This is a genomic window from Chelativorans sp. J32, assembly GCF_000518985.1.
In the GTDB taxonomy this organism is placed as follows: Bacteria; Pseudomonadota; Alphaproteobacteria; order Rhizobiales; family Rhizobiaceae; genus Chelativorans.
Genome location: NZ_JAEQ01000021.1, coordinates 20,659 through 43,269 on the forward strand (window position 1 = coordinate 20,659; position 22,611 = coordinate 43,269).

20 protein-coding genes are annotated in these 22,611 nt (G+C 60.0%); 8 read left to right on the top strand and 12 right to left on the bottom strand.

All coding sequences use genetic code 11. The features are described from left to right. Window positions 1-38 precede the first annotated feature (38 nt). The 4 genes from CHEJ32_RS25570 to CHEJ32_RS27235 all read right to left on the bottom strand — a co-directional run bounded on the left by CHEJ32_RS25570 (window position 39) and on the right by CHEJ32_RS27235 (window position 5,803). Window positions 39-1,529: a sensor histidine kinase gene (locus CHEJ32_RS25570; RefSeq protein WP_051469816.1), complete on the bottom strand. Its 1,491-nt coding sequence runs from the start codon at window positions 1,527-1,529 to the stop codon at window positions 39-41. Further along, a complete protein-coding gene (locus CHEJ32_RS25575; protein WP_051469817.1) occupies window positions 1,492-2,352 on the bottom strand; it encodes a protein-glutamate O-methyltransferase CheR in 861 nt (286 codons plus the stop codon). The genes CHEJ32_RS25570 and CHEJ32_RS25575 overlap by 38 nt, the downstream gene beginning before the upstream one ends. A gap of 11 nt (window positions 2,353-2,363) precedes the next feature. After that, entirely contained in the window at window positions 2,364-5,492 is a 3,129-nt protein-coding gene (locus CHEJ32_RS0120560) for a response regulator (RefSeq protein WP_028035463.1), read from the bottom strand. A 149-nt stretch (window positions 5,493-5,641) separates the two neighbouring features. Continuing rightward, on the bottom strand, window positions 5,642-5,803 hold the full coding sequence (locus tag CHEJ32_RS27235; protein ID WP_156936756.1) for a hypothetical protein: 162 nt from the start codon (window positions 5,801-5,803) through the stop codon (window positions 5,642-5,644). A gap of 327 nt (window positions 5,804-6,130) precedes the next feature. On the opposite strand from CHEJ32_RS27235, the gene CHEJ32_RS0120565 reads away from it, so the two are divergent. After that, on the top strand, window positions 6,131-6,604 hold the full coding sequence (locus CHEJ32_RS0120565; protein ID WP_028035464.1) for a hypothetical protein: 474 nt from the start codon (window positions 6,131-6,133) through the stop codon (window positions 6,602-6,604). 100 nt (window positions 6,605-6,704) lie between these two features. On the opposite strand, the gene CHEJ32_RS0120570 is transcribed toward CHEJ32_RS0120565, so the two are convergent. Beyond that, the gene (locus CHEJ32_RS0120570) at window positions 6,705-7,793 is read right to left on the bottom strand and encodes a GlxA family transcriptional regulator (RefSeq protein WP_028035465.1); all 1,089 of its coding nucleotides are present in this window, start codon (window positions 7,791-7,793) and stop codon (window positions 6,705-6,707) included. A 184-nt stretch (window positions 7,794-7,977) separates the two neighbouring features. Between CHEJ32_RS0120570 and CHEJ32_RS0120575 the strand changes: the two genes are divergently transcribed. Both CHEJ32_RS0120575 and CHEJ32_RS0120580 read left to right on the top strand, forming a co-directional pair. After that, the gene (locus CHEJ32_RS0120575; RefSeq protein WP_028035466.1) at window positions 7,978-9,054 is read left to right on the top strand and encodes a class I SAM-dependent methyltransferase; all 1,077 of its coding nucleotides are present in this window, start codon (window positions 7,978-7,980) and stop codon (window positions 9,052-9,054) included. Between the two features lie 177 nt (window positions 9,055-9,231). After that, a complete protein-coding gene (locus CHEJ32_RS0120580) occupies window positions 9,232-10,035 on the top strand; it encodes a potassium channel family protein (protein WP_028035467.1) in 804 nt (267 codons plus the stop codon). Between the two features lie 885 nt (window positions 10,036-10,920). Here the strand turns inward: CHEJ32_RS0120580 and CHEJ32_RS0120590 are convergent. Then, the gene (locus CHEJ32_RS0120590) at window positions 10,921-11,316 is read right to left on the bottom strand and encodes a hypothetical protein (RefSeq protein ID WP_028035468.1); all 396 of its coding nucleotides are present in this window, start codon (window positions 11,314-11,316) and stop codon (window positions 10,921-10,923) included. Window positions 11,317-11,443: 127 nt separating this feature from the next. Here CHEJ32_RS0120590 and CHEJ32_RS0120595 point away from each other — a divergent pair, with 127 nt between their 5' ends. Both CHEJ32_RS0120595 and CHEJ32_RS0120600 read left to right on the top strand, forming a co-directional pair. Then, window positions 11,444-12,277 (top strand): helix-turn-helix domain-containing protein, encoded by an 834-nt coding sequence (locus CHEJ32_RS0120595; protein WP_028035469.1) that lies wholly within the window; start codon window positions 11,444-11,446, stop codon window positions 12,275-12,277. A 188-nt stretch (window positions 12,278-12,465) separates the two neighbouring features. Next, window positions 12,466-12,918 (top strand): nuclear transport factor 2 family protein, encoded by a 453-nt coding sequence (locus CHEJ32_RS0120600; RefSeq protein WP_028035470.1) that lies wholly within the window; start codon window positions 12,466-12,468, stop codon window positions 12,916-12,918. Between the two features lie 239 nt (window positions 12,919-13,157). On the opposite strand, the gene CHEJ32_RS0120605 is transcribed toward CHEJ32_RS0120600, so the two are convergent. Beyond that, a complete protein-coding gene (locus tag CHEJ32_RS0120605) occupies window positions 13,158-14,489 on the bottom strand; it encodes a GAF domain-containing protein (protein ID WP_028035471.1) in 1,332 nt (443 codons plus the stop codon). Then, window positions 14,486-15,037 (bottom strand): hypothetical protein, encoded by a 552-nt coding sequence (locus CHEJ32_RS26420; protein WP_051469818.1) that lies wholly within the window; start codon window positions 15,035-15,037, stop codon window positions 14,486-14,488. Before CHEJ32_RS26420 ends, CHEJ32_RS0120605 begins: the two co-directional genes overlap by 4 nt. 211 nt (window positions 15,038-15,248) lie before the next feature. Here CHEJ32_RS26420 and CHEJ32_RS0120615 point away from each other — a divergent pair, with 211 nt between their 5' ends. Continuing rightward, window positions 15,249-15,929 carry a hypothetical protein gene (locus tag CHEJ32_RS0120615; RefSeq protein ID WP_028035472.1) on the top strand — a complete coding sequence of 227 codons (681 nt, stop codon included), beginning with the start codon at window positions 15,249-15,251 and terminating at the stop codon, window positions 15,927-15,929. A 41-nt stretch (window positions 15,930-15,970) separates the two neighbouring features. Beyond that, window positions 15,971-17,353, top strand: coding sequence for an FAD-binding oxidoreductase (locus CHEJ32_RS25585; protein ID WP_051469819.1), 1,383 nt, complete (start codon window positions 15,971-15,973; stop codon window positions 17,351-17,353). A gap of 324 nt (window positions 17,354-17,677) precedes the next feature. Here the strand turns inward: CHEJ32_RS25585 and CHEJ32_RS26425 are convergent, their stop codons facing one another. Further along, window positions 17,678-18,157 carry a GNAT family N-acetyltransferase gene (locus tag CHEJ32_RS26425; protein ID WP_051469820.1) on the bottom strand — a complete coding sequence of 160 codons (480 nt, stop codon included), beginning with the start codon at window positions 18,155-18,157 and terminating at the stop codon, window positions 17,678-17,680. 272 nt (window positions 18,158-18,429) lie between these two features. On the opposite strand from CHEJ32_RS26425, the gene CHEJ32_RS0120635 reads away from it, so the two are divergent. Then, complete coding sequence (locus CHEJ32_RS0120635; RefSeq protein ID WP_028035474.1) at window positions 18,430-18,732, top strand: hypothetical protein; 303 nt, start codon at window positions 18,430-18,432, stop codon at window positions 18,730-18,732. A 117-nt stretch (window positions 18,733-18,849) separates the two neighbouring features. Here the strand turns inward: CHEJ32_RS0120635 and argE are convergent, their stop codons facing one another. The 3 genes from argE to CHEJ32_RS25595 form a co-directional block, all read right to left on the bottom strand. Further along, window positions 18,850-20,034 carry an acetylornithine deacetylase gene (gene argE, locus CHEJ32_RS0120640; protein ID WP_245261224.1) on the bottom strand — a complete coding sequence of 395 codons (1,185 nt, stop codon included), beginning with the start codon at window positions 20,032-20,034 and terminating at the stop codon, window positions 18,850-18,852. 233 nt (window positions 20,035-20,267) lie between these two features. Beyond that, window positions 20,268-21,203, bottom strand: coding sequence for a LysR family transcriptional regulator (locus CHEJ32_RS0120645; RefSeq protein WP_028035476.1), 936 nt, complete (start codon window positions 21,201-21,203; stop codon window positions 20,268-20,270). 111 nt (window positions 21,204-21,314) lie between these two features. Next, window positions 21,315-22,445, bottom strand: coding sequence for a branched-chain amino acid ABC transporter substrate-binding protein (locus CHEJ32_RS25595; protein ID WP_034658878.1), 1,131 nt, complete (start codon window positions 22,443-22,445; stop codon window positions 21,315-21,317). Window positions 22,446-22,611 lie beyond the last annotated feature (166 nt).

Consider the following 22,611-nt stretch of genomic DNA (forward strand, 5'->3'; position numbering starts at 1 on the left):
CAAAGCTTAGATCGTTACGCTTGAGATCGCCCATGGATCTAGGCTTTTACGGTTTGCTTCTGATGCGCCGTATCCAGCCTATAGCTCGGCGTGCTGTAGGCGCTTTGTTTCGAAAGACTGAAGGTCATGACCCACGTCATGGTTTCCGGACCATAAGTGCACCGGGCGGTACCACCTTCCGCCGCCGTGCTGCGTTCGATCAGGCTGGTCCCGAAGCCGCGCTTCGAGCGCGGCGGCTCGATCGGCCGGCCGACGGCTTCGTTCCATTCGAGCTGTAGCGTCTCGCCATCAAACACCCAGTTCAGGTCGATCCGGCCCTTGGCCGAGGAGAGGGCACCGTGCTTCTGGGCGTTCGTGGTAAGTTCGTGAAGGATCAAGGCCAAATGGAGGGCCAGCTGAGGCGGCAGATAGACGTCAGGTCCGAAAATCGAAAGCCTGCTTTCCTCGATCGCACTCACATGCCGCTGATCCTGTATGAGCTGGACAAGCCTGGTGCCGCTCCAATTGGTGCTGCTCAGGAGTGAGTGGGCGCGTGCGAGCGATTGCAGACGGCCGGAAAAATTGGCGGCGAAATCCGTCGGATCGTGCGAATGACGCAATGTCTGGGTGGCGATCGCCTGCACCGTCGCCAAGGTGTTCTTCACACGATGGTTGAGCTCGCCCATCAAAAGCTCCTGGGTTGCTTCGGCTCGCTTGCGCTCCGTGACGTCCAAGATTTGCACATTCACCGACGCGAGATTGCCGAGCGAGTCGCGAAGCGCCGAAACATACCATTCCGTGTCGATGACATTGCCGTTCTTGCAGTTGTTTCGCTGGTGCTGGATGTTTCGCAGTCGCTTGCCGCGCTTCATCTCTTCCGCCGAAGCGGCGAAATGGTCAATTCCCTCCTCATGAAGCCAATCCAGATCGAACACGCTCTTTCCGACGACCTCCTCGGCGCTCCAGCCGAACATCCGCTCGGCGCCCTTTGACCAGGAAATCACCCGGAAATCCGGGTCGAACTCTACGACTCCGAGGGGAGAATTGTCGTGATGGGCCTGCAGCCGCGCCAAGGCATTTGCCAGTTTGCGGGCCGCGTCCTGCAATTCGTCACGCTGATGGGCAAGCTCTTGCCTCTGACATGCCAGCTCGAAGAAGACGCCGACCTTGTTTTTGAGCATCTGCGGGTCGAGCGGCTTCAACAGATAGTCGACCGCGCCCGATTCGTAGCCGCGAAAACGGCGCCGCTCGTCAGTGGCGACGGCCGTGAGGAAGATGATCGGTATGCGCCGTGTCCGCTCCGTTCCGCGCATCATCTCCGCGAGTTCGAAGCCGTCCATCTCCGGCATCTGGACATCAAGCAAGGCGAGCGCGAAATCGTGCACAAGCAGGAGTTCGAGCGCTTCGCGCCCGGAGCGGGCTCTGATCAGTTCGAGCCCGTCGCGCTGCAAAAGCGCTTCCAGCGCGAGGAGGTTCTCCTCGATGTCGTCGACCAGCAGGAACTTTATGTTGTCATGCGGAGGCATGACCGGCACTTTCGGCATGCTCATGATGAGTGGTTTTCCGGTATATCCGCTCCTGTTCTACGAATCCTGTGAAGTCCGAGGCATGGCTCGAGAAGTGGAGGCTCTCCCGCGATCCGAGCCCAAGGAAGCCGCCGCGGACCAAAGCCGTTTTGAACAGCCCTATCGCCCGTTCCTGCAGATTCCGATCGAAATAAATGAGGACGTTTCGGCAAGAGACGAGGTGCACCTCGGCAAACACCGCATCCGATACAAGGTTGTGTTCGGCAAACACAGCGCGTGAACGCAGCGATCTATCGAAGACGGCCGCGCCATAGGCAGCGGTATAGTAGTCCGATAGGGAGGTCCTGCCTCCGGAGCGTCGGTGGTTGTCCGTGAAGAGCGGGATCCGCTCCGATTCATAGATGCCGGCCTCGGCCTTGCGAAGGGCATGCGGATTGATGTCGGTCGCGTAGAAGATGGTCTTGGAATCGAGCCCCTCCTCGCGGAACAGGATGGCCAGCGAATAAAGCTCCTCTCCGGCCGCACATCCCGCCACCCAGACCTTAAGCGAAGGGTAGGTTCTCAAATGCGGCACCACCAGTTCGCGCAAGGCGCGAAAATAGGACGGATCACGGAACATCTCGCTGACCTGCACCGTGAGGAAGTTCAGCAGGTCGGGAACGATCGAAGGCTCGTGCAGGATTCTCTCCTGTAACGCGGAGAGGCTGCGGCAGCCGAAATGCTGTTGGGCATGGCGCAGCCTGCGCACCATGGAAGGAGCGGCATATCCGCTGAAGTCGTAATGGTAGCGCCGGCTAATCGCCTCCAGTACCAGCTCGACTTCTATATCCTCAACCGATTGCGACACGCTCTAGGCCCCTATCGCGGCATCCACACCCTAACAAGCGACAGCAGTTTGTCGACATCCAGCGGCTTTGCGAGATAGTCGTTCGCGCCGGCCGCCAAACATTGCTCCTGATCTCCCGCCATGGCTTTCGCCGTAAGGGCGATGATGGGAAGGGACCGCCACTTTTTCTGCTTCCTGATTTCGCGCGTCGCGGTCAATCCGTCCATCTCGGGCATCATGATATCCATGAGCACGAAATCGACGGTGGATCCTGTCTTTGCGGCAGCTTCCAGCGCATCCAACGCCTCACGACCGTTCCTGGCGATCTGCACGATCGCTCCGTGGGGCTCGAATATGCTCATCAGGGCGTAGACATTCCTGATGTCGTCTTCAACCACGAGGATGCGCCGGCCATCCAGCGCAGCATCGCGGCTGAGCGACCGGGACAGCATTTCCCGTTTCTGCTCGGGCAGATCGGAAACGACCTGGTGCAGGAAGAGCGTGACCTCGTCCAAGAGACGTTCGGGCGATTTTGCGCCTTTGATGATGATGGACTTCGAGAATTTGCGCAGGCGCAGTTCTTCGTCAGCCGAGAGGTCGCGGCCAGTATAGACGATAGGCGGCGGGAAGGCGTAGGCCTCGTCCCGGCTAAGCTGCTCCAGAACGTCGAACCCGGATGCATCGGGAAGGCTGAGGTCCAGAACCATACAGTCGAAGGTTTCTCCCTTCAGCCGTTCGAGGCATTCCGCAGCGGAGCTCACGTCAATCGCTTCCACATCGTGGGAGGAGAGCAGCAGGCGGAGGCTTTCACGTTGCCTTTCGTCGTCCTCGACGATGAGCACCCGGCGCATTCGCTGGGCGAGGCGCGTTTCCAGCCCGCGAAGGGCGCGGGCGAGTTCGTCGCGTTTGACCGGTTTCAGCATATAGCTGACCGCCCCGAAGGAGAGTGCGAGCTGAGTGTAATCCCCCACGGAAACGACATGGACGGGAATGTGTCGGGTGCGAACATCGTGCTTGATGCGGTCGAGCACGAGGAGACCCGAGTGGTCCGGCAGGCCGATATCCAGGATGACGCCGGACGGCAGATACTGGCGCGCGAGCAGAATGCCCTCGTCGGCGGTTCCGGCGATGAGGCATTGGAAGCCCAGCTCATGCGCGAGTTCGTAAAGTATCTGCGCGAAGGCAGGATCGTCCTCTACCACGAGGATCGTACGGCGGTCTCCGGCAAGGCGCTCCCGGTCGTCCACGACGTGACGGCTGACCATCCTGTTTTCCGGGCTGAGGGCGGCGGCTCTTGCCGCTTTCTTGGCCTTTGAAATGGGCTCGGGTTTGCTTACGCGCGGCCGTTCCTCCACTTCCGGAGCCGCCGCGGCGTCGGGGTTCGGCTCATAGATCTCCGGCACGACCAGGGTGAAGGAGCTGCCGCTGCCGACGTCGCTTTCGAGTTCTATTTCGCCCCCAAGGAGCTTGGCCAGCTCACGGCAGATGGAGAGGCCAAGTCCGGTGCCTCCATATTTTCTGCTGACCGAGCCGTCCGCCTGGTGGAAGGCTTCGAAGATCGCCTCTTGCTTGTCCTTAGGAATGCCGATGCCGGTGTCCCTCACGGTGAAGGCGATCCGGTTCTCGCCGCGCCTTTCCACGAGGAGCGCCACCTCACCCTTCTCGGTGAATTTCAGAGCATTCGACAGGAAGTTTTTGAGGACCTGCTCGATCCTTTGCGGATCGATCTCCATCTCAGCGGGCAAATTTTGTGAAACTTCAGTGCGGAAGGACAGCCCCTTCTGCATGGCGGAAGGCTGGAACGTGGTTTCCAACTTTCTGGTGATGTCATCGATCCGCACACGCTGCGGCTGGATTTCCAGGTGCCCGGCCTCGATCCGCGAAATATCGAGGATGTCGTTGATCAGCGTGAGGAGGTCGTTGCCCGCCGTTTCGATCGTCTGGGCATATTTGATCTGATCAGCCGTGAGATTTCCTCCCCGATTATCGGCCAGGAGCCGGGCCATGATCAGCAATGAGTTGAGCGGTGTGCGCAGCTCATGCGACATGTTTGCCAGGAACTCGGACTTGTATCGACTTGCCTGCTCAAGGTCCTGGGCCTGCTCCTGCAGTTGCTCCTGCACCCGGGTCAGATCGTCTTTCTGGCGCTCCAGAAGCTGCGTCTGCTCTTCAAGCTGCGCATTCGACTGCTCCAGTTCGGACTGCTGGAGTTCAAGCCGGGCCTGAGATTCCTGAAGCGAACGGCTTTGCGCCTGGAGTTCGTCGTTTGCTGCCTTGAGTTCCTCGCTTTGCGCCTGAAGCTCCTCCGCCTGGCGTTGCGTCTCTTCGAGCAGTTCCTGAAGGCGCGTGCGATATTGCGCGGAGCGCACCGCGATCGCGATTGTTTCCGAGACCTGCTGTACCAAAGCGACGGAATCGGCCGTGTCATTCCTGAGGAAACCAAGTTCCAGGACGGCATTGACCTGCCCGTCTGCTGCCGCCGGAGCGATCAAGAGCTGACGCGGTTTCGATTTCCCGAGACTTGAGCCGAAATAAAGATAGCCATCCGGCACGTCCTCAATCACGAAGGAACGCTGGTCGCTTGCCGCCTGGCCGATGAGACCGTCACCATCCTTCAGGGTTTCCGGGACAGGAGCATCGTCAGGTACGCCATAGGTGGCTGTGCGCACGAACATGCCGCCATCCCGAACGAAGAGTGCGCCGGCCTTGGCATCCATATATTCGGCCAGAAACCGCAGGATTTTACTCCCCATGTCCTGCAGCCGCTGCTCGCCGGCCATGTTCAAGGAGAGACCGACCTGACCCGCCTGGATCCATTCCTGCCTGCGCACCGCCATCTTGTTGCGAATGAAAAAATGGCTCGTCCCGGCGACCACCCAAAGGGTAAAAACGCCAAGCGCGCGGTTGATGCGAGCAATCTCCGGATCGACGCCAGGTGGCGCGTAGATATAGCCGAGCACGACGAGCAGGGTGATCGCGGCCGCCACCGCCAACGGCGCCTGAGGCTTAGAGAGAAGATAACAAAGAGCCACCGGCAGGACGTAGATGACCCATATTGCTGTTCCGAGAGGAAGAAACAGGTCTGCTGCGAAGGGCAGCAGTGTGAGCCCGGCGATGATGGCGTAAATCAGTGGTTCCAATTTTGGCGAACCGGCGACCATGTTGCAGCACCACTACTAACTACGTTCTTCTGTGACAGACCTTGCAGGCCCCGTCGCATTGAATTCCGCAAGTTTCTAGCTCGCGGCTGTGCACGACAACCAAGTCATCGGAAACCGAAAATCCGAACCGATGCTTCCCGCAACCCGTCTCAAACCGCGCTAATTACATCGAGAGGTATTTCAGGTAAAGCTTTGATTGCATTTGGAAAAGATTCTGTTAGCTCTTGCAGTTTACCTGGAACCAAATCGGCCGCCGGGCGTTTTAAGTGGTTTTTTCTTCCGCGCAGTTGATCGCCAAGCGTGTTGCTCACTCAGCGCGCCCTCGTGAGTAGCGCCGGGCATTGGGACCCGAGGCATCACCCTCTTACACGAAGAGCTGAAGGCGGGTCACCGACGAGGTTGCCGCCCCACATGGCGCAAACGACCCGGTTTTGGTCAGGTCGGCTCTGACAACAGTCCTCGATTTCTGTGATTACAACCGGGCCACAAGGGTTCGATGCAAGGAGCAAGGACGCACTTGGGGCAACCGGCTGGAGAGACGATGCCTGAGCCGCATCAGGTCCTGGCCGACATCGCTGAAAGCGGAAACGCTCAACGACAACCCAAGCAGCTATCGACCATCACGGAAGGGAAATGCCATGCGTAAGATTATTCTCACCTCCGCCTTCGCCTTACTAGGAATCGGTCTCAGCGCCGCGCATGCGCTTGATTCCGGTTACGACGCGGCGAACGACTTCGGCATCAGCGAGCAGAGCGACCTGCCGGCCTCTCTCGCCAGGACACACACCGGCGGTTCCGCCGCCGGGCTTGCCTCCACCGCCACGAGGGATGGTAGGACGACCGTCGGCTATCCGTCGGGGCAGTCCGCCAGGGCGAACGGGGTCTATAACGGCCACAATGCCGCAGACGACTTCGCCGTGAGCGACCAGGACGACCTGCCGGCCTCGATATCACGGGGACGGTATGATGAATCCCATGTCGGAAGCACCAACTCGACGTCTGGGGCCGAGAGGCAGCTGCGCGGCTACCCGCGTGGGGTGCAGTTCGGTGGCGCCAATCGGCTGTACCAGGGGTATAATGCTTCCGACGATTTTGTAGTTTCGGATGACTAACAGCCGAACCAGCCGGGAAACCTCATAGGCAGCCTCCAACGAGGCTGCCTATTGCTACAGTGATCCTCGGTGCTGTTATCCATGATGCGTTCAGCTTGGGTCAGCCGACCTCGGATCCACTTGCATGTCGGCTCTCGGTCCGCTCGCCCTGAGACCTGAGCCTGGCATATTCGGGGATCTTGAAGCGCCGGCGGTATGCACCCGGCGTCATTCCGGTCACGCGCTTGAAGAGGCGGCGGAAGAAGGCCGGTTCTTCGTAGCCGACCTGCCAGCTGATTTCATCCACTGAAGCTTCCGTACGTTCGAGCCGCCGTTTGGCATCCTCTATTCTCAGCCGTTGCACATAGGCGATCGGGCTCAAGCCTGTGGTGGTGGTGAAACGCCGTTTGAATGTTCGCTCGGTGAGCCCCGTGCGCCGGATCATCTCTTCCACGGGAGCGGCTACAGAAAAATGCGTGGCGACCCAGTCTTGGGCGGTCTGGATAGCGAAATCGCCATGGTCCTTGCGACCTTCGAAGACGATGTAGGGCGCTAATCCGTCCTGATGCCATTGCAGGGCGAAGGAGCGCGCCACGGCCTGGGCGGCGGTCGCCCCGACATGGCGTGCTATCAGGTACAGCACGAGATCGTGCCAGGTCATCGAAGCGCCCGATGTGATCAGTTCTTCGTGTTTGCCCGAGACGACCAGAACGCGCTCGGGGTGGACCGGCACCTGCGGATAGGTGGCTGCGAAGGCTGGAGCGTAGCCAAAATGCACCGTCGCATCGACACCGTCGAAAAGCCCGGTCTCGGCCAACAGGAAAATACCCGAACAGGCGGAGCAAAGAAGCGCTCCGCGGCGATGCATGGCGCGAAACCAGTCGACAAGTTCAGGATGAACACCCTTCCGCCAGCCCTCAGGCCCAAGCAGGATCGAGGGAACGATGATGATGTCGGTTTCGTGCACTTCGGCCATGCTACGCTGCACAACGACCGGCACGTGGCTGGCGAGTTCCAGTGGACCGGCTCTCAGCCCGACGATCTCCACCCGGAATGGCGGTGCCTGGAGCGGTATGCCGGACAAAGGCATCATCGCGAATGCGTTCATCACGTCGAAGATGCCGGAAAGGGTCGAGACCACAGCTTCGGGAATCGCAACGAGGCTCACATGGAGCGGCTCGGATCTGGTCGCAGCAAAATGGTCCTGCATGTCAGTTCCCCTTGCGTGCGTAGAATAACGCCAACCGGGCCGCTGCGCCACGATTCCCGCATCCTTGCTGCGGCAGGTGGCACAAAAGGCCCGATTGTGGATGACCCGGCTCTGCCGCTTTCTTCGTATTGCTGCGATTTTCGACAGCCTCAGGTTCCCTGAGCGTCTGACAGGAGGCACGGACATGGAGCACACACATCACGACATCATAGATTCCACTAAGCTCGACGAACTAGTGGGGCGTGCGATCGAGGATCTTTCGGCAGGTTATGGCGGCGTCATGATCAGCCTCGGCAACCGTCTTGGGCTTTACAGAGCCATGGCCGGGGCCGGACCGCTCAGCGCGCGGGAAGTGGCCAAGCGTGCCGGATGCGCCGAACGCTACGTTCGGGAATGGCTCAATTCGCAGGTCGCCGGAGGCTACATCCTCTATCACGCGATCAGCGGCACATATGAGCTGACACCCGAGCAGGCCCTCGTGCTCGCCGACGAGGAAAGCCCGGCCTTCATCCCAAATGCCTGGGCCGTCCCCGCATCCATGTGGGCGGATGAGGAAAAGGCAGTGGAGGCTTTCCGTACCGGCAAAGGCATTCCTTGGGGCGATCACGACGGCCGCCTTTCCTGCGGCGTCGCTGCATTCTACCGCAACGCCTACAAGGCGAGCCTCGTTTCCGAATGGTTGCCGTCACTGGAGGGTGTGACCGACAAGCTCAAGGAAGGGATCTCGGTCGCCGATATCGGCTGCGGATACGGCCATTCAACGGTACTCATGGCGAAGGCTTTTCCGGCGTCCCGTTTCACGGGCTTCGATGTGCATCAGGAATCGCTGGTCGAAGCTCGAAAAGTTGCCGCCGGAGCGGGCGTTTCTGCAAGGGCAACTTTCACGGCCGCGCGTGCCGACAATTATCCCGGCACTGGATACGGGCTGATATGCTTCTTCGATGCGCTGCACGACATGGGAGATCCGGTGGCCGCAGCGAACCATGCCGCCAAGGCACTTGCGCCAGATGGCGCCGTGATGTTGGTGGAGCCCTTCGCCAATGACCGGGTCGAGGGCAATATCTCGCCGGTAGGCAGACTATACTATGCGGCCTCGACCACCATCTGCTGCGCCCATGCGATCTCAGACGGTGGGCGCCTGGTGCTCGGCGCCCAGGCAGGCGAAGCGCGACTGGCTGAGGTCTTCCGCAAGGCCGGTTTCAGCCGCTTCCGTCGGGCTTTCGAGACGCCCTTCAACCTCGTCCTCGAGGCGCGGCTCTGATGACGGCCGAACCGGCTGGCGGACGGTGCGGGCCGTCCGCCAGCCCAAATGATGCTTCGATCGCTGGCACCTCAGTCATGTCCGAGTGGCTTTTTTTTGGGCTGGAGTCCCTTGCAGTTTGACGCTAGGCCGCCCGATTATTACTGGCAATCATGACCAGGTCACCAGTCGGAAACTATGGACGATCGCCCCGATTCAGAAGCGCAACACCACCTCGGCCTCGATGCAATTCGTGACCGCCTGCGCCTGCTCTATCACGGACGGTCGCCCCGTGCGTTGCGCTTCCAATATACCGTGATGACCGTCGATCTGCTCATAATCACCTTCTTCATTGCCAGTCCGGTGCTCCGTGAGCGTCCATTTTTTCTTTGGATAGATTACTCAATCGCGGCGCTCCTAGCGCTCGATATCACCGCCCGGGCGATGGCATCGAGTGACATTCCGCGCTGGCTAAGGCAGCCGACGAGCATCGTCGATATCTTCATCATGCTGACGCTGCTCTTCCCGCTTTGGCTCGCGAATTTGGGCTTTCTTCGCGTTCTACGCCTCTGGTCGCTATCGCGAAGCGGTGTGTTCTGGCAGCCGCTGATCAGACGCGGTTACGGTCAATGGCGCGAGGTCGTGCAATCCGTGGTAAACCTGATCACGTTCCTCTTCGTCGTAACCGGCTTTATCTACACCTTCTTCTTCCGGGAAGGCGCCGGTTTCGCCGGCTATATCGATGCGCTATATTTCACCGTCACAAGCATGACCACCACGGGTTACGGCGACATCCTGCTGCCGGGTCCTTGGGGGAAGCTTACTGCGGTGGTGATCATGCTGGCAGGGGTCACGCTCTTCATCCGGCTAGGGCAGGCCATCTTTCGACCGCAGAAAGTCTGGCATCCCTGCCCGCAATGCGGGCTGCAGCGACACGATCCCGACGCGGTTCACTGTAAGGCTTGTGGCAATCTTCTGAAGATCCCGGATCCGGGCGATTAATGGCTGTTGGCAAGCCCGCTTTATCCATCTTCGGCCGGAGCTGTTCGCTAAAGCCAGCTTCGGCAGGTCCTGAAGCTTGCTATTGCTCCCCGGGGCGGCGTGAAGATCAGACCGTGCCAGAGGCTAAGGCTGTCGAGCGGCCCATCTCACTAAAAGAAGAACAAATAAAGCAGAACAATCACGAACAGCGGCACTCCCATCCACCAAAGAATCAAACCTTTCAGCATCGTGCGTTCCTCATTGAAAGAAGTTGTTGGTACGGCAACGCGAAGGCCGAAGCTGAGTTCCGCAAATTCCTCATAGATGGCTGCGGGACAGCACCGCTCAGCTTGTGCACTGGCGCAATCTAGCTGCGCTCTATTCAGAGATGCAGAAAAGGGTGCTTATGAAGGTGTCGGTGTTCTGTTGGTGGTTTATGAGGAGCGGGTTTGGTGCCGTCCTTTTCGATTTGTCGTCGCACATACAACGCGCTGCCGGTGAGTGGATTTTGCTGAACGTCCGGCAGCTCAGCCGCGCTACGCGTCGCCAACTATAACCGTGACGGTCCCGGTGCCCTCGCAGGCGGGACAGTCTTTATCTGCAACCCGCCCACTTCCCTGGCATTTAGGGCAAATGTTCTTCCCTGATTGCTTGGATCCCGGCTGGGTTTCGTCGCCCGGTTTCGGCTTCTTCTGCATAGTGCCGTAACAAGCTGTAGGTAGGATGGTTCCATGAGAAGCCTGTCAGCACTAGCCACGCCAGTGCCTGTCAATAGCAGACTCTAGCGCGGCCGGCTGGTGTTCTTTTGCTTATTGTTTGTTGCTGCTCATCGGCCCCATGGACCATGCAGCAGAACAACTTTCTGACGCGAGCAAATCGCGTCTTTAATGGCCGGGATATTCGTTTTCACGCCGCGACCGAAGCACTCCGCAAGGCGCTGAGCTGCAAGGCTGCGAAAAGGGCGACAGCGAGCGCCTGAGCTATGATGAACAACATTCCGAGCGTGTTCGGAGCGACAAGGCCCAGCCCGATGATGGTGAAACTCGCAAGGACCCACAGCGCATTCACGAGCACGATGTCCAGCAGGAGCAAACGTGATGCCGCTTCTCGTCGGGCGAGCACAAGGAGCATCGCCACGAATGGGATCAGCGCAAGGCCGGCCCAGAACAAGAGCGCCGCCGGCAGGTGCAGAAGCGGGCCGAGCAGCCCAGCTCCTGCTGTCATCAGGATCGCGGCAGCGCCGCTCACAAAGGCATCTGCTAATAGGGCCTTGCGCAGGAAGGCTGAGATGGCAAGCGTCATTCTTTGGACTCCTTCGTCTCCATCGGACCGGCTGATTGCCGCCGGTTGTGGGGAGAATGACGCTTACCGCTCCGCATGGCGATTACCATCGAGGTAATCGTTCGTTTCACCTTGTCGGGCTACAGGAATGCTCATGCAAAACACGAACACAGCAAACAAATCCGCAGATCGTGTGGGTGACCTCTTGCGCGAATGGCGGCAGCGCCGTCGCATCAGCCAGCTTCATCTGGCGCTGGAGGCAGGTATTTCGCAACGGCATTTGAGCTTTGTCGAAAGCGGCCGCGCGGCGCCGTCGCGCGAGATGGTGCTGAATCTTGCCGAAACGCTCGCCGTCCCGCTGAGGGACCGCAATCGCCTGCTTTTGTCGGCCGGTTATGCCCCGTCCTTCGCAGAACGCTCACTCGGAGACCCCCTTCTCAAGCCGGCAATGGAGGCTGTGCAGCGGATTCTCGACGGCCATTCGCCCAATCCGGCACTGGCAATCGACGGACACTGGAACATGTTGCTTGCTAATGGCGCAATCACTTTGCTTTTGACAGAAGTCCAGGACAAGTCTCTGCTTGAGCCGCCCGTCAACGCACTGCGGCTAAGCTTGCATCCCCAAGGGCTTGCGCCGAACATTCTCAATCTCACGGAATGGCGCGCGCATGTTCTGGAGCGCCTTCGGGGCATCAATGATCTCGTGGCGGATCCGGTATTAGCCGACCTGGAGGAGGAACTCTCATCCTATCCAGGTGGCAGAAGGAGCCACCGCCCCACTGCCAATCATGCAGGCAACATCGCCGTCCCGTTCCAGATACGGCTCGGCGCGGCCGAGCTTTCCTTCATCACGACGACGACCGTGTTCGGCGCACCGCTCGATATTACGCTTTCGGAACTCGCCATCGAAAGCTTCTTTCCGTCGGATGAAGTTACGGCACGGTTTTTGAGAGAGGCCCAGGCCGACGGGCGGATCGGCTGATACTTGGGCATCCGGCTGGCATGATCTGCGAGCGGAAGGAAGCACCGGCTCCTTCCACCGGATCTCCGCCAATGAACGTGCGCCGAACATCGTTTACCTCATTACGTCCAAGGTAATCGACCGATCTTTGCTTCCCTGAGAGGATCAAGCCATCAACGGCTACGGCCCGACAGCAGCAGGAGAGCACCATGTCCGCAACATCAACTGCCAACAATACTTTCGCCGCCACTGCCTCTGTCACCGAGGCCACCCGAGCCGTCGTGCAGGAATTCCTTGCCGCCCGGCTCGCGGGGGACACTGGGCGGCTCGTCGCGCTCTTCGCCGATCAGGTCGATTGGCTGCTCGCCGAGAACCCGGCCGCCCCGTGGATCCGACCGCGGTCCACCGCCGCCGAATGCGCCGCTCAGTTCACGGAATTGATGGCGTACACCGTGCCGGAGGACGCGCGCGCCTCTATCGAGACATTTCTGGTTGACGGCCCCGATGCCGTTTTGATGGGGTATGTGTCGGGGACCGTACGCGCGACAGGAAAGTCGTTCGAGGGCCCGTTCGCGCTCCGCCTTACCGTTGAGAACGGTCGGATCACCCGTCACCACCTCTATGAGAACAGCCTGTCTATTGCCGAGGCCTGCACCCCCTGAGGGAAGCTTGCCATCGATCGGCCTCCACCAGATAAGCCGGTCGGTTGCCGCTTGCTGGCGTCTGCGGCGATGGGTGATCGTTGGACGCAGTGAACCTCGGCGGTCCCGGAGCGCGGCAGAGCCGCTTTCCTGCACGCCAGTGTTTACCACCTGTCTCAATGAAGGAAGTATCAGCTATGGGATGAGGCGCCTCAGCTCTCAATCAAAACGTTCCCTCGTCTTCATCCCATAGTTTGGAACTATCTCTCCTCCAGGACCAGACGACCTTCGACCAAGAATCGGAAACGGCCGCGGCCGCATTTCTCGACATTGATACCCGCGTTGCGCTCGCACAGGCGCCGCTGCAACAGTACTAGGCGAGCCTCAAGGTTCTCGGCATATTCCGGCAAGCGCAGCGCGGGGTCGAGGCGCAACTCGCGATTGGTAAACTCGACGCGACCGCTCTCATCATGCTCCCGCGCGATCTTCCAAAGGATTGCGCCGGCGACACCCTTGATCAGGTACTCGTGGCCGACGAACACCGTGTTGTCGGCCCTGTAATAGCGGATGCGTATTTCGCGGCCGGTGACCTCGGCCGGCAGAACCAGCGGCGGCGCCTTCTCAGAAGCTTCCTCTTGCTGCAGCAGGGCGATCAATACTGAAAGCTGGCCTGCGACCAGCGATAGGGCGTCCTCTTCATCATAGCCGAACTGGTTGGGCTCGGGGCTCTCGGCGAAGAGGACGCCCATGGTTCTGCCGCCGTGTAGGATCGGCATTGCGATCTGGCTTTGTGGAGCTTTCAGCCCGGGGTAGGGAATGGCCGTATTGCATCCCCAATCAAACCCCGCCGCGAGGGCAGCATCTCGGACTGCGGTGCCGTAGGAATATTCAGACGCCATCCTGCCGATGCGGATCGGTACTCCCTGCAAGGCCGCAACGCCGATGACGCCTTCGCCCATGCCGACCTCCGATCCGATGCCGGAGAAGGGATATCCGCGCGATGCGACGGTGTAGAGCCGATCTGTGGTCCGGTCGAGCATCATCACCATGGAGTGCTCGATCCCGAAATGCTGCTGCAGGCCGGCGAGCAGCGCGTCAAACAGCCCGCCGAGTTCGTCACAGACCGCAATCCGCTCGCAGATGCGGCGCGCAGCCGATAGCAGGTTCAAGCTGATCGGTTGCGGCATAGTTGCGCTTGGAATGGGTTCGATCCGCTGCACCCGAAACACGTCTGAACCGAGCAGACGGAAGACACCCTGCATGCCGCTGTGCGACGCAATGCCGGCGAGTTTGGCGCGCATTGCCTCAAACAGCGGCCCGCTCGTCTGCGTTTCCAGGTATTCAAGCGTCAGCCGATATTGGGCGTTGGTATCGGGATCCACAACGGCAACCGATGCGCGTTTTGTCGCCAGGAGATTGCGGCGGGTCTTGTTGAAGAACTGGTAAGATAGGGCGACGTGTTCGGGATCGACATACTGGACCTGGGAGATCAGAGATACGTTGGGCGTGCCGCCCGCGTCGGCGGTAGCAATCACCGACGGAACGATCCCCTCGAGGCAGTTGCGGATCGCGGGAAGCCTCAGCGGGGTCACGACTTCAACTCCGCACCCGCGCCAGGGCCGGGCGTCTGCACGAAGGCGGCGTCGAGCGTGAAGTCGACCGCCACGATGATATCGGGATCGATCATACAATAAGCCTCGGCGAAGGCGGTGGGATAACCGACCTCGATCAATTCCCGGCGCATGCCCTGGCTCTGGCGCAGTACTTCCCGCCTGTCTTCTTCGTCAGGCGCAGCGACGACGCCGCGCGATCCCTTCACCTGGATCGAGCGGTGGGTAACCGGCTGGCTGAACGTGACAGCGATGCCGGCGCCCCGCTCCACCATTGCCAACAATTCCTCATTCCCGGCTCTAGGCAGCAGGAGCCGCATCCGGCCCGCAGGCAGAATTACGCAGCCGCATGCCAAGCCGGCGACGGGTGCCTCGGCGGGACGGCACACCGCGACGATCACACTGATGCCGCTCTGGCAGAAGGCTTCGAGTTCGGGTGTCAGGACTCCGGACGTGCCACCCTCTGCCGCATAGGCGCGGCGGGCGACCAGATCGATCGCCGGGGTGTGAGGCCGGGATGCGCGTGGCATGGATCGCCTTGCTCTCGCTCCAGTGAATTTCGGGCGAATGGACCGTCAAAAACGCCCCTGCACCCCGAATTTAGCATTTTTTTACGATTTCTTGCAGGACCATTTAGCGAGCGCACGCCACCGCATCGGTTTATTTCATCGCGCCATCGACGCCGGGCAGCCGAATGGCCTGCGGCGTACGATTTTTCCCAGACCCCAAAGGATCAGAAAGATGAAAACCGCAACTCTGGTCGCATCCGCCATCGGGATGCTGACAGCCACTGCTGCCTTCGCCTGCAGCATGCATGATGAGCATGCCGCCGCCACTCCGTCCGACGACGCGGCACGTATTGACGTCTCGTCCAAATCCAAACCCGGCGAGCCAAGCCTAGCCGAAATCCGCAAGGCGACCGAGCGTTTCCGCAATGTCGATGTCGCGCTTGCCGAAGGCTATATCCGCGATCCCAGCAATATGTGCGAGACTGCTGATATGATGGGCTTGCCGAAGTCGGTTGGCGCCATGGGTATCCACTACTTTCGCCCGGACTTGCTCGGCATCTCCGCTCCGCCCAATCCCCGCGTCGACGGCGTCGGCACGCACACCGACTTCCTCAACCCGGCGGTCCTGATCTACGAGCCGCAGGACAATGGTTCGCTCGAACTTGTCGCGGTCGAAAATCTCGTTTTCGCCAAAGCGTGGAGTGAGGCAGGCAACCTCACGCCCCCGTCCTTCCACGGTGTGCCTTACGACACGATGCGGGACGATCCGACGACGACAATCGACGAAGCGCACAATTTCGAGCCGCACCACGACCGGCACGTCTGGCTCTATCGCGAGAATCCCAATGGCGTCTTCGCCCAGTTCAACCCTCGCGTCACGTGCGAGCACCATGAGGTCAAGCACACGCATTGAGGGCGCGCTCCTCTAACGGCGGATAAGAAAAGGAGAGGGAAATGGATATTCATGAACTGAGAAGGACCGTCCGGGGGACGGTGACGACCCGCGACGACCGTGCATACGAGGCCGTCCGCACAGGACTGTTGTGGAACGCCCGCACGCCGGACCGCTTCCCGGAGATGGTCATAAGGGCAATGGACACTGGTGATGTGCAGACGGCGGTACGCTACGCGGCGGCCAACGGAATGCGCGTTTCCGTGCGGGGTGGTGGCCACCACTTCTCTGGCATCGCTCTGCAGGATTGCGTGGTGATCGATCTGTCCGCGATGAGCGCGCTGCAGATCGACGCCGAAGCTCGCACCGCGCGGGCCCAGCCGGCGGTGACGAACGGCCGGCTCGCCGCGGCACTGGCCGAATACGGTCTCGCCTTCCCCACGGGCCACTGCGCAAGCGTGCCACTGTCCGGTTACCTGCTCGGTGGCGGGTTCGGTTGGAACGCCGGCGCTTGGGGCATTGCGTGCCACAATGTGGAGGGCGTCGAGGTGGTTCTGGCGGACGGCTCACTGGTGACTGCGAACAAGGTCGAGAATGCCGACATTTTCTGGGCTGCGCGCGGTGCGGGGCCCGAGTTCTTCGGCGTTGTAACCGAGTATCGGCTTCGCCTGCACGAGCTGCCGCGGGCAATCCGTACCAGCGTGTGGACCTATCCGATCGGCGAGGTGCAAGCGGTCGAGAGGTGGATGAGCCGGACAATGCGCCTCGTACCGCGCAATGTGGAGTTCACCGCAGTGTTCTCCACAGCGCCGCAACCTCTCGCTAGCAAGGCGGCCAAGACGATCTCCGCGGTAGCGACCATCTTCGCCTATACAGAAGAGGAGGCGCAGGCCACGCTCGAACGGATAGCGGCCGGCGCACCGGAGGGTGCCCTCGACATGCAACTGGGCATGGAAACCCCGTTTGAGGTCCTGTACCTCATCATGGGGCAGTTCTTCCTGGAAGGGCGGAGATACGCGGCCGATACGAACTGGTCGGCCGATCCGGCACGGCAGATGGCGATCATGTCGAGTGCAATAGAGGTCGCGCCTTCGGCTGAGTGCTTCGCGCTCGGTGTCATGCTGCCCCCAATGGACGGTGCTGTGATGTCGGACGGCGCCTTCTCGATGGTCGGCCCTGCCTTTGGCTGCACTTACGCGATCTGGCAGGACGAGACCCAGGACCAGGCGGCCCTGTCCTGGGTGCGGGCGACAAGCGAAAAGATCTCGCCGATTTCGCTGGGCCACTACATCGGTGAGGCCGACCTTGATCTCGCAGACCGGTCGCGCCGTTCGTTCACGCCTGCAGCCTTGGAGCGGCTGCGGCATCTCCAACGAAAATACGATCTCGGCAACCTGTTCCATCGTCCAGGAATCGACGTGGGATCGCTCAGAAGAGCCGGGTGAGAAGCCGGTCCTCCTGCAGGAGGACCGGCAGTCTTCAAGCTTGCTTCATCACATGGCTGCTCGAGGAAGCCTCCGATCGGGATCCTCCTCTAGGCGGGTCAAGCCCAACGGCTGGAAACGACGCGGCCGTGCCGGAAGGGCTCAAGGCCGAGCGCAGTAGTCCTGAGGCTTGAGATCGGCGCGTTGTGAGATTAGCGAGACTACCAGCGTGCCATTCCCGATCCAGATCCGTGGCGATAACGGAAGGTTGAGCCGGGCCGTGTCAGAACTGGATTCTGCTAGAACCAGAGATTCTTGCAGAATTGAGGTAAACGCGATTTGCCGTCAGCAGCTGGCAATCATCTTCGTTAGGATTGGTGCTAGCAACCCCAGTGGAGTCCTTTCAACGCCCGCAACCGTGAAGCCTGCTGACTGGTAGAACACAACGGCGTTGAGGCTCGACACGACACGAATTCTCGCGAAATTGCGCGCCATCACCTCATGTTCAACGGCATTGAGGATCATTCGCCCGATGCCCAGGCGCCAATGACTCGGGTCAACGAAAATGCCGTCGAGCTCGACACTCCCGTTCTCGACGATGAAAGATGCGAAGCCTACGGGGATCGCGCCTATTTCAGCCAACACGACTTGGCCCATGGCCAGTAGCGAATTGTCGAGATCGATGTGCTCCGATTCATCGATCAGACGGCGCAGTACTTCGCCCGTCTGGACAGCGAGCGACGCGCGGCGCTGGATTTCGATCAGAGCCTGACGGTCTTCAGGGCGAGCTATACGAACCTTCGCTGTGCAGGTCATGGCTGGCATCTAGTCTCCCAGGTCGGCGCTAGTCAACGCGACGCGGTTCAAAGGTGCTGTGGCCATCTCGGGAACTCGGCGACAGGTGAAGGCCGGCACTGATATGACGCCACCTGGACACCCTAGCACGAGCAGGAACCGGATCCGCGGCACAATCGGCTCGCGCGGGTTCGTCGTCCCCACTCCAATGTGCACGTTGCCATGAGCCATCTTACGAGGTGATTTCCTAGTGCTGGTCAGCCTCAGTCCCCATATGCCCCAAGATCAACATGGAGAGTGCTGTGTCTGAATTCATGAGCTACCTGTTCGCCATTCTTGTAGTAGGCCCGCTCCAGGCTGATGTGTCGGAACGCCTTCAGGGTGTGGCATCAGATGAAATTGTTGAAGCGGGCCGGGCCTGCATTGCTGATGAGGCACCAAGGCTTCTTCAGCGAGCTCAAGAAGATTGGGCATGGGCAGCTGCAAATGCCATAGGCGTTGGCGTAGGAGTGGTCGACCCAATCAATCTGCTCGCGGGCCAAAATGCTGACTGCAAGCGATTAGCGCGTGTTATGACTCAAAGCGGCGAAGACAATGGTGAATAGATAGCCCGAATGGGCCAGCATTGATCATCTCCGACTGAGACTACTGATTGCAGCCGTGAGTGGGAACGAACAGATCTGGGCAGCACGGCATGGCGTGCTGCTTCGCGATCCTGGTCGCTATGCGCCTGATTCCGACAGGATCCTATCCATCATCTGATCGCAGCTGCCAAGTTGTGCCACGGTGATGTATTCGTCAGGTTTGTGACCCTGTCCTTCCATGTTGCCCGGTCCGCAAATTACAGTTGGGATGCCAAGCTGCGCGAAATAGCCGGCCTCCGTACCGTAGGCGACCTTGATCGTCTCGTGCGAGCCGCTGATTGCCGCCACACGGCGGACCGCCCGGTGATCGGCCGCAATTTGCAGACCGGGATAAGAACCGATGCGTTCGATCTCGATTTTCGCCGCTCCCTCCTCTGCACGGAAGGAGCGGACGATCCCCTCGGTTTCTTGCTGCAGCCGCGACAGGAAGTGATCGGGAGCATCGGCAGGAAGATGGCGCAACTCAAACTCGATCTGGGCGTGATCGGGAACAATGTTCAGTGCGGTTCCCCCGTGCATCCGCCCGGCATGGACGGTCGAATAGGGCACATCATATCCCGCATCCTGAATGGCCGAGGCTGCATAGTCCTTCTGTAGCCGGCGCAGAGTCATGATAAACTCGGCCGCTAGGTGCAGCGCGTTGACATAGCGCGGCGCCAGGGAGGAATGGCCGGCCGTGCCATGGCAAGTGGCGAGAAACGAAGCCTTGCCTTTGTGCCCGATGGCTGGCCGCATCTCTGTCGGCTCGCCCACAATGCACAGTTCCGGTTGCCAGCCAAGCGCGGTGTATCCGGGTAACATCTGGCGGATGCCGGCGCAGCCGACCTCTTCGTCATAGGAGATAACCAGCATCAACGGCCGCTGGAGCGGAACAGTCGCTGCCCGCGCTGCCAGTGACAGCATCGACGCAAGAAAGCCCTTCATGTCCGTCGTGCCTCTTCCGTACAGCCGGCCACCATCATGCGTCAGCTGAAACGGCGAGCGGGTCCAATCTTGACCTTTGACAGGCACCACATCGCTATGCGCGGAAAGCATAACGCCGCCGGGCCCGTCTGGACCCATCCGGGCCAAGAGCCCCGCCTTCCGCCCGGACGGATCCGGCAGGCGATGAGTCGAGAAGCCACTTCGGATCAGATGCTGCTCAGCAAAATCGATCAGATCTAGATTGCTCTCGGTGCTGACCGTCGGAAAGGCGATGAGGTGTTCTAAAACTTCAAGCGTCGCCTGATACGGCACGGTCTTCTCTGTCATGTCGGCATACATCTCAGCATCGTAGAAATGAGCATTCACTATGTGTCGCTTGGACCTTTGGCTCGTCTTGCGCGGAAGTGAGCAATCCGAGCCTCCGCTCAACATTCGCCAGCATAGGTGGCTTGCGATCGAACAAAAGTCGAGTTTGCATAAGCGTCGGTTTGGGGAAGCCTAATCTTCGCTCCGGGAGCCGGCTCAGACCTGAGCGGAGACTACCAGCGGAAACACCCCGGCCGTGTCCCCCCTTATTTGACCACGCGTTCCGTGCCGAAAACACCTTGCTCGAGGACGAAGCTGCGACAATGTTCGAGGAACGCTCCTACCGTGCGCGTGCGGTGCTCGGTATTAGGCATTGCGACGCCCATGGTAAGCGGCCTCAAATCGCTGTCCAACGGCACGAAGACCAGCGGCTTGCCGTCAGGCGACATGGCATTGAGCGGCCGCATATTTGCAATACCGTAGCCAAACCCATTTCCGACCATGGAGCGCATCACCGCTATATCGCCCGTTCGCTCGGCGATGTTTGGCTTCAAGCCCCTCTTCTGGAAGGCCGAGAGGAAATATTCCCGGCTATAGGGCAAATCGAGTAAAACCATCGGTTGGTCGACGAGCTCTTCCGGCGTGATGCTCGCCTGTAATGCCAGGCGATGTCCCCCCGGCAGCATCACATAGGCCGGCAACCGCATCAGCGGCTCGAATGCGATGTCTTGCGAAAGCTCGAGGTCATAAGTGAGCGCAACGTCGATCTCACCGCGTTGGAGCATCTCGAGCAATTGGCCTTGATGGCGTTCGAATTGCCTCACACGCACATCAGGGTAAGCGTCCTCGAACTTTCTGCGAAGCGCAGGAAGAACAATCTGAGCGAAGGTGAGCAGGCAGCCAATTCCCAACGGCCCGCGTACCTTTTCGGCCATATCGGCGGCAATGTCATGCAGAGCGTCCGCATCGCTGAGCAGGCGCGAAGCTTCCTTGAGCAGGATACGTCCACCGGCGGTCAGCGACAAGCCATGCGAATGCTTGCGTACGAAGAGTTGAATGCCGAACTCTTCTTCGAGCTGGGCAATGGATGCCGAGATCGAAGGGGGCGACACGTTAACCTGTTCGGCAGCCTTTGCTATAGAGCCTGCCTCGCCCACGGCGACGAAATATTCCAATTGTCTCAAGGTGAACCGGAGCGGCATGAACGGGTATATCGCCGGTTTCGGCGCCGCGTTCAAGCATCCAGTGGCTCCGTCTCAAACCGAACATGAACCGGCGGCCTCCATGGGAGAACCGCCGCCCATGATCTCCTACTACATGTCCACCCATTTGCCGTCGCGGACAACGTGCAAGTCGATATCCACCGCCATCTCGGTCTGGCCATTCTCGTCGAAAGACACGTTGCCGAGTATGCCGTCGTGATTGATCGCTCGGATTGCCTGGCTGAGCGCCTCCTTGTCGTCGATCCCCTTCTCCTTGATGGCCGCGAGCAGGATTTGCGCTGCTTCATAGGCATATTTGGCATAAGACCCGGCGGGTTCGGCAAAGCCTCTGGCCTCGTAAGCTTTCTCGAAGGCCTCCAGCTTCGGATTGGACTGGACGGAGGGCGTGCCTACGATCGTACCCTCGGCAGCGGCGCCCGCAATCTCGATGAATTTGGGGTCGAAAATTCCGGAGATGCCGTACATCGGCATATCGCCCATACCGAGATCCGCCATCTGGCTGCGGACCAGCGCCGCCTCGGTCACGACCCCGCCGAAATAGATGGCATCCGGTGCGGCTGCCTTGGCGGTGGTCAGCATGGCGCGGAAATCCGTGGTACCTACGGCCGCGGCGTCAGCCGAAACGATCTCGCCGCCTGCCGCAGTGAAGAACTCGGTGAACCATTTTGTGTTGGCGACGCCGTAGTCCGTGGTGTCGGATATGATTGCGATTTTCTTGATCTTGCCTTCCTTGATGATGGCTTCGGCAAGCGGCTTGTTCTCATTCACGAGCGTGGGGGTGACCCGTGTGACGTTGGGTAGGTTCTGCTCGGTGATCTTTGGGCTGATCGCGCCCCAAATGATGAACGGCATCTGGGCGCGCTGGAAAACCGGCATCGTCGCCAGCGCGACGGGGCTGTTCCAGTGACCGGTCGCGGCGATCACCGCCGGATCGTTCACCAGCTTCTGCGCTGCCGAAACGCCCACGCTCGGATCGGAAGCATCGTCAAGTACAACGGCCTCAACCTGGTGCGGGTAACCTTCGGCGTTGGCCTGCTCTATGGCAAGCAGGAACCCGTTGCGCGCGCCAAGTCCCTGCTGCGCGTTGCCACCCGACAGTGGACCGATGAAGCCGAGCTTGATCTGGTCGGCCTGCGCCTGGGCAACACCCAGCGCAAGAGCGAGCACAGAGCCAGCTATGATAGAGGATACGCTCTTGAGCGCGTTTCGCCTGTTTTGCATGGTTCCACCTCTGAAAAATTATCTGCCGCGCTGCACGCGGCCCATAGCGATAGTAACTTTATTTCGTGGGACTTCGCGCTGAAATTCGGAAATTGTTATGCGTGACTTCGGAGATTCATTGTGTGCGCTGGGGGATGTTGCTGATAATGGTCCGCCCACACAAAAT

What these genes read in the sequence shown, in the direction of transcription:
- CHEJ32_RS25570 (WP_051469816.1), bottom strand. Translation starts at nt 1,529, where the DNA reads ATGAGCATGCCGAAAGTGCCGGTCATGCCTCCGCATGACAACATAAAG.
- CHEJ32_RS0120560 (WP_028035463.1), bottom strand. Translation starts at nt 5,492, where the DNA reads ATGGTCGCCGGTTCGCCAAAATTGGAACCACTGATTTACGCCATCATC.
- CHEJ32_RS0120565 (WP_028035464.1), top strand. Translation starts at nt 6,131, where the DNA reads ATGCGTAAGATTATTCTCACCTCCGCCTTCGCCTTACTAGGAATCGGT.
- CHEJ32_RS0120570 (WP_028035465.1), bottom strand. Translation starts at nt 7,793, where the DNA reads ATGCAGGACCATTTTGCTGCGACCAGATCCGAGCCGCTCCATGTGAGC.
- CHEJ32_RS0120575 (WP_028035466.1), top strand. Translation starts at nt 7,978, where the DNA reads ATGGAGCACACACATCACGACATCATAGATTCCACTAAGCTCGACGAA.
- CHEJ32_RS0120580 (WP_028035467.1), top strand. Translation starts at nt 9,232, where the DNA reads ATGGACGATCGCCCCGATTCAGAAGCGCAACACCACCTCGGCCTCGAT.
- CHEJ32_RS0120590 (WP_028035468.1), bottom strand. Translation starts at nt 11,316, where the DNA reads ATGACGCTTGCCATCTCAGCCTTCCTGCGCAAGGCCCTATTAGCAGAT.
- CHEJ32_RS0120595 (WP_028035469.1), top strand. Translation starts at nt 11,444, where the DNA reads ATGCTCATGCAAAACACGAACACAGCAAACAAATCCGCAGATCGTGTG.
- CHEJ32_RS0120600 (WP_028035470.1), top strand. Translation starts at nt 12,466, where the DNA reads ATGTCCGCAACATCAACTGCCAACAATACTTTCGCCGCCACTGCCTCT.
- CHEJ32_RS26420 (WP_051469818.1), bottom strand. Translation starts at nt 15,037, where the DNA reads ATGCCACGCGCATCCCGGCCTCACACCCCGGCGATCGATCTGGTCGCC.
- CHEJ32_RS0120615 (WP_028035472.1), top strand. Translation starts at nt 15,249, where the DNA reads ATGAAAACCGCAACTCTGGTCGCATCCGCCATCGGGATGCTGACAGCC.
- CHEJ32_RS25585 (WP_051469819.1), top strand. Translation starts at nt 15,971, where the DNA reads ATGGATATTCATGAACTGAGAAGGACCGTCCGGGGGACGGTGACGACC.
- CHEJ32_RS26425 (WP_051469820.1), bottom strand. Translation starts at nt 18,157, where the DNA reads ATGCCAGCCATGACCTGCACAGCGAAGGTTCGTATAGCTCGCCCTGAA.
- argE (WP_245261224.1), bottom strand. Translation starts at nt 20,034, where the DNA reads ATGTATGCCGACATGACAGAGAAGACCGTGCCGTATCAGGCGACGCTT.
- CHEJ32_RS0120645 (WP_028035476.1), bottom strand. Translation starts at nt 21,203, where the DNA reads ATGCCGCTCCGGTTCACCTTGAGACAATTGGAATATTTCGTCGCCGTG.
- CHEJ32_RS25595 (WP_034658878.1), bottom strand. Translation starts at nt 22,445, where the DNA reads ATGCAAAACAGGCGAAACGCGCTCAAGAGCGTATCCTCTATCATAGCT.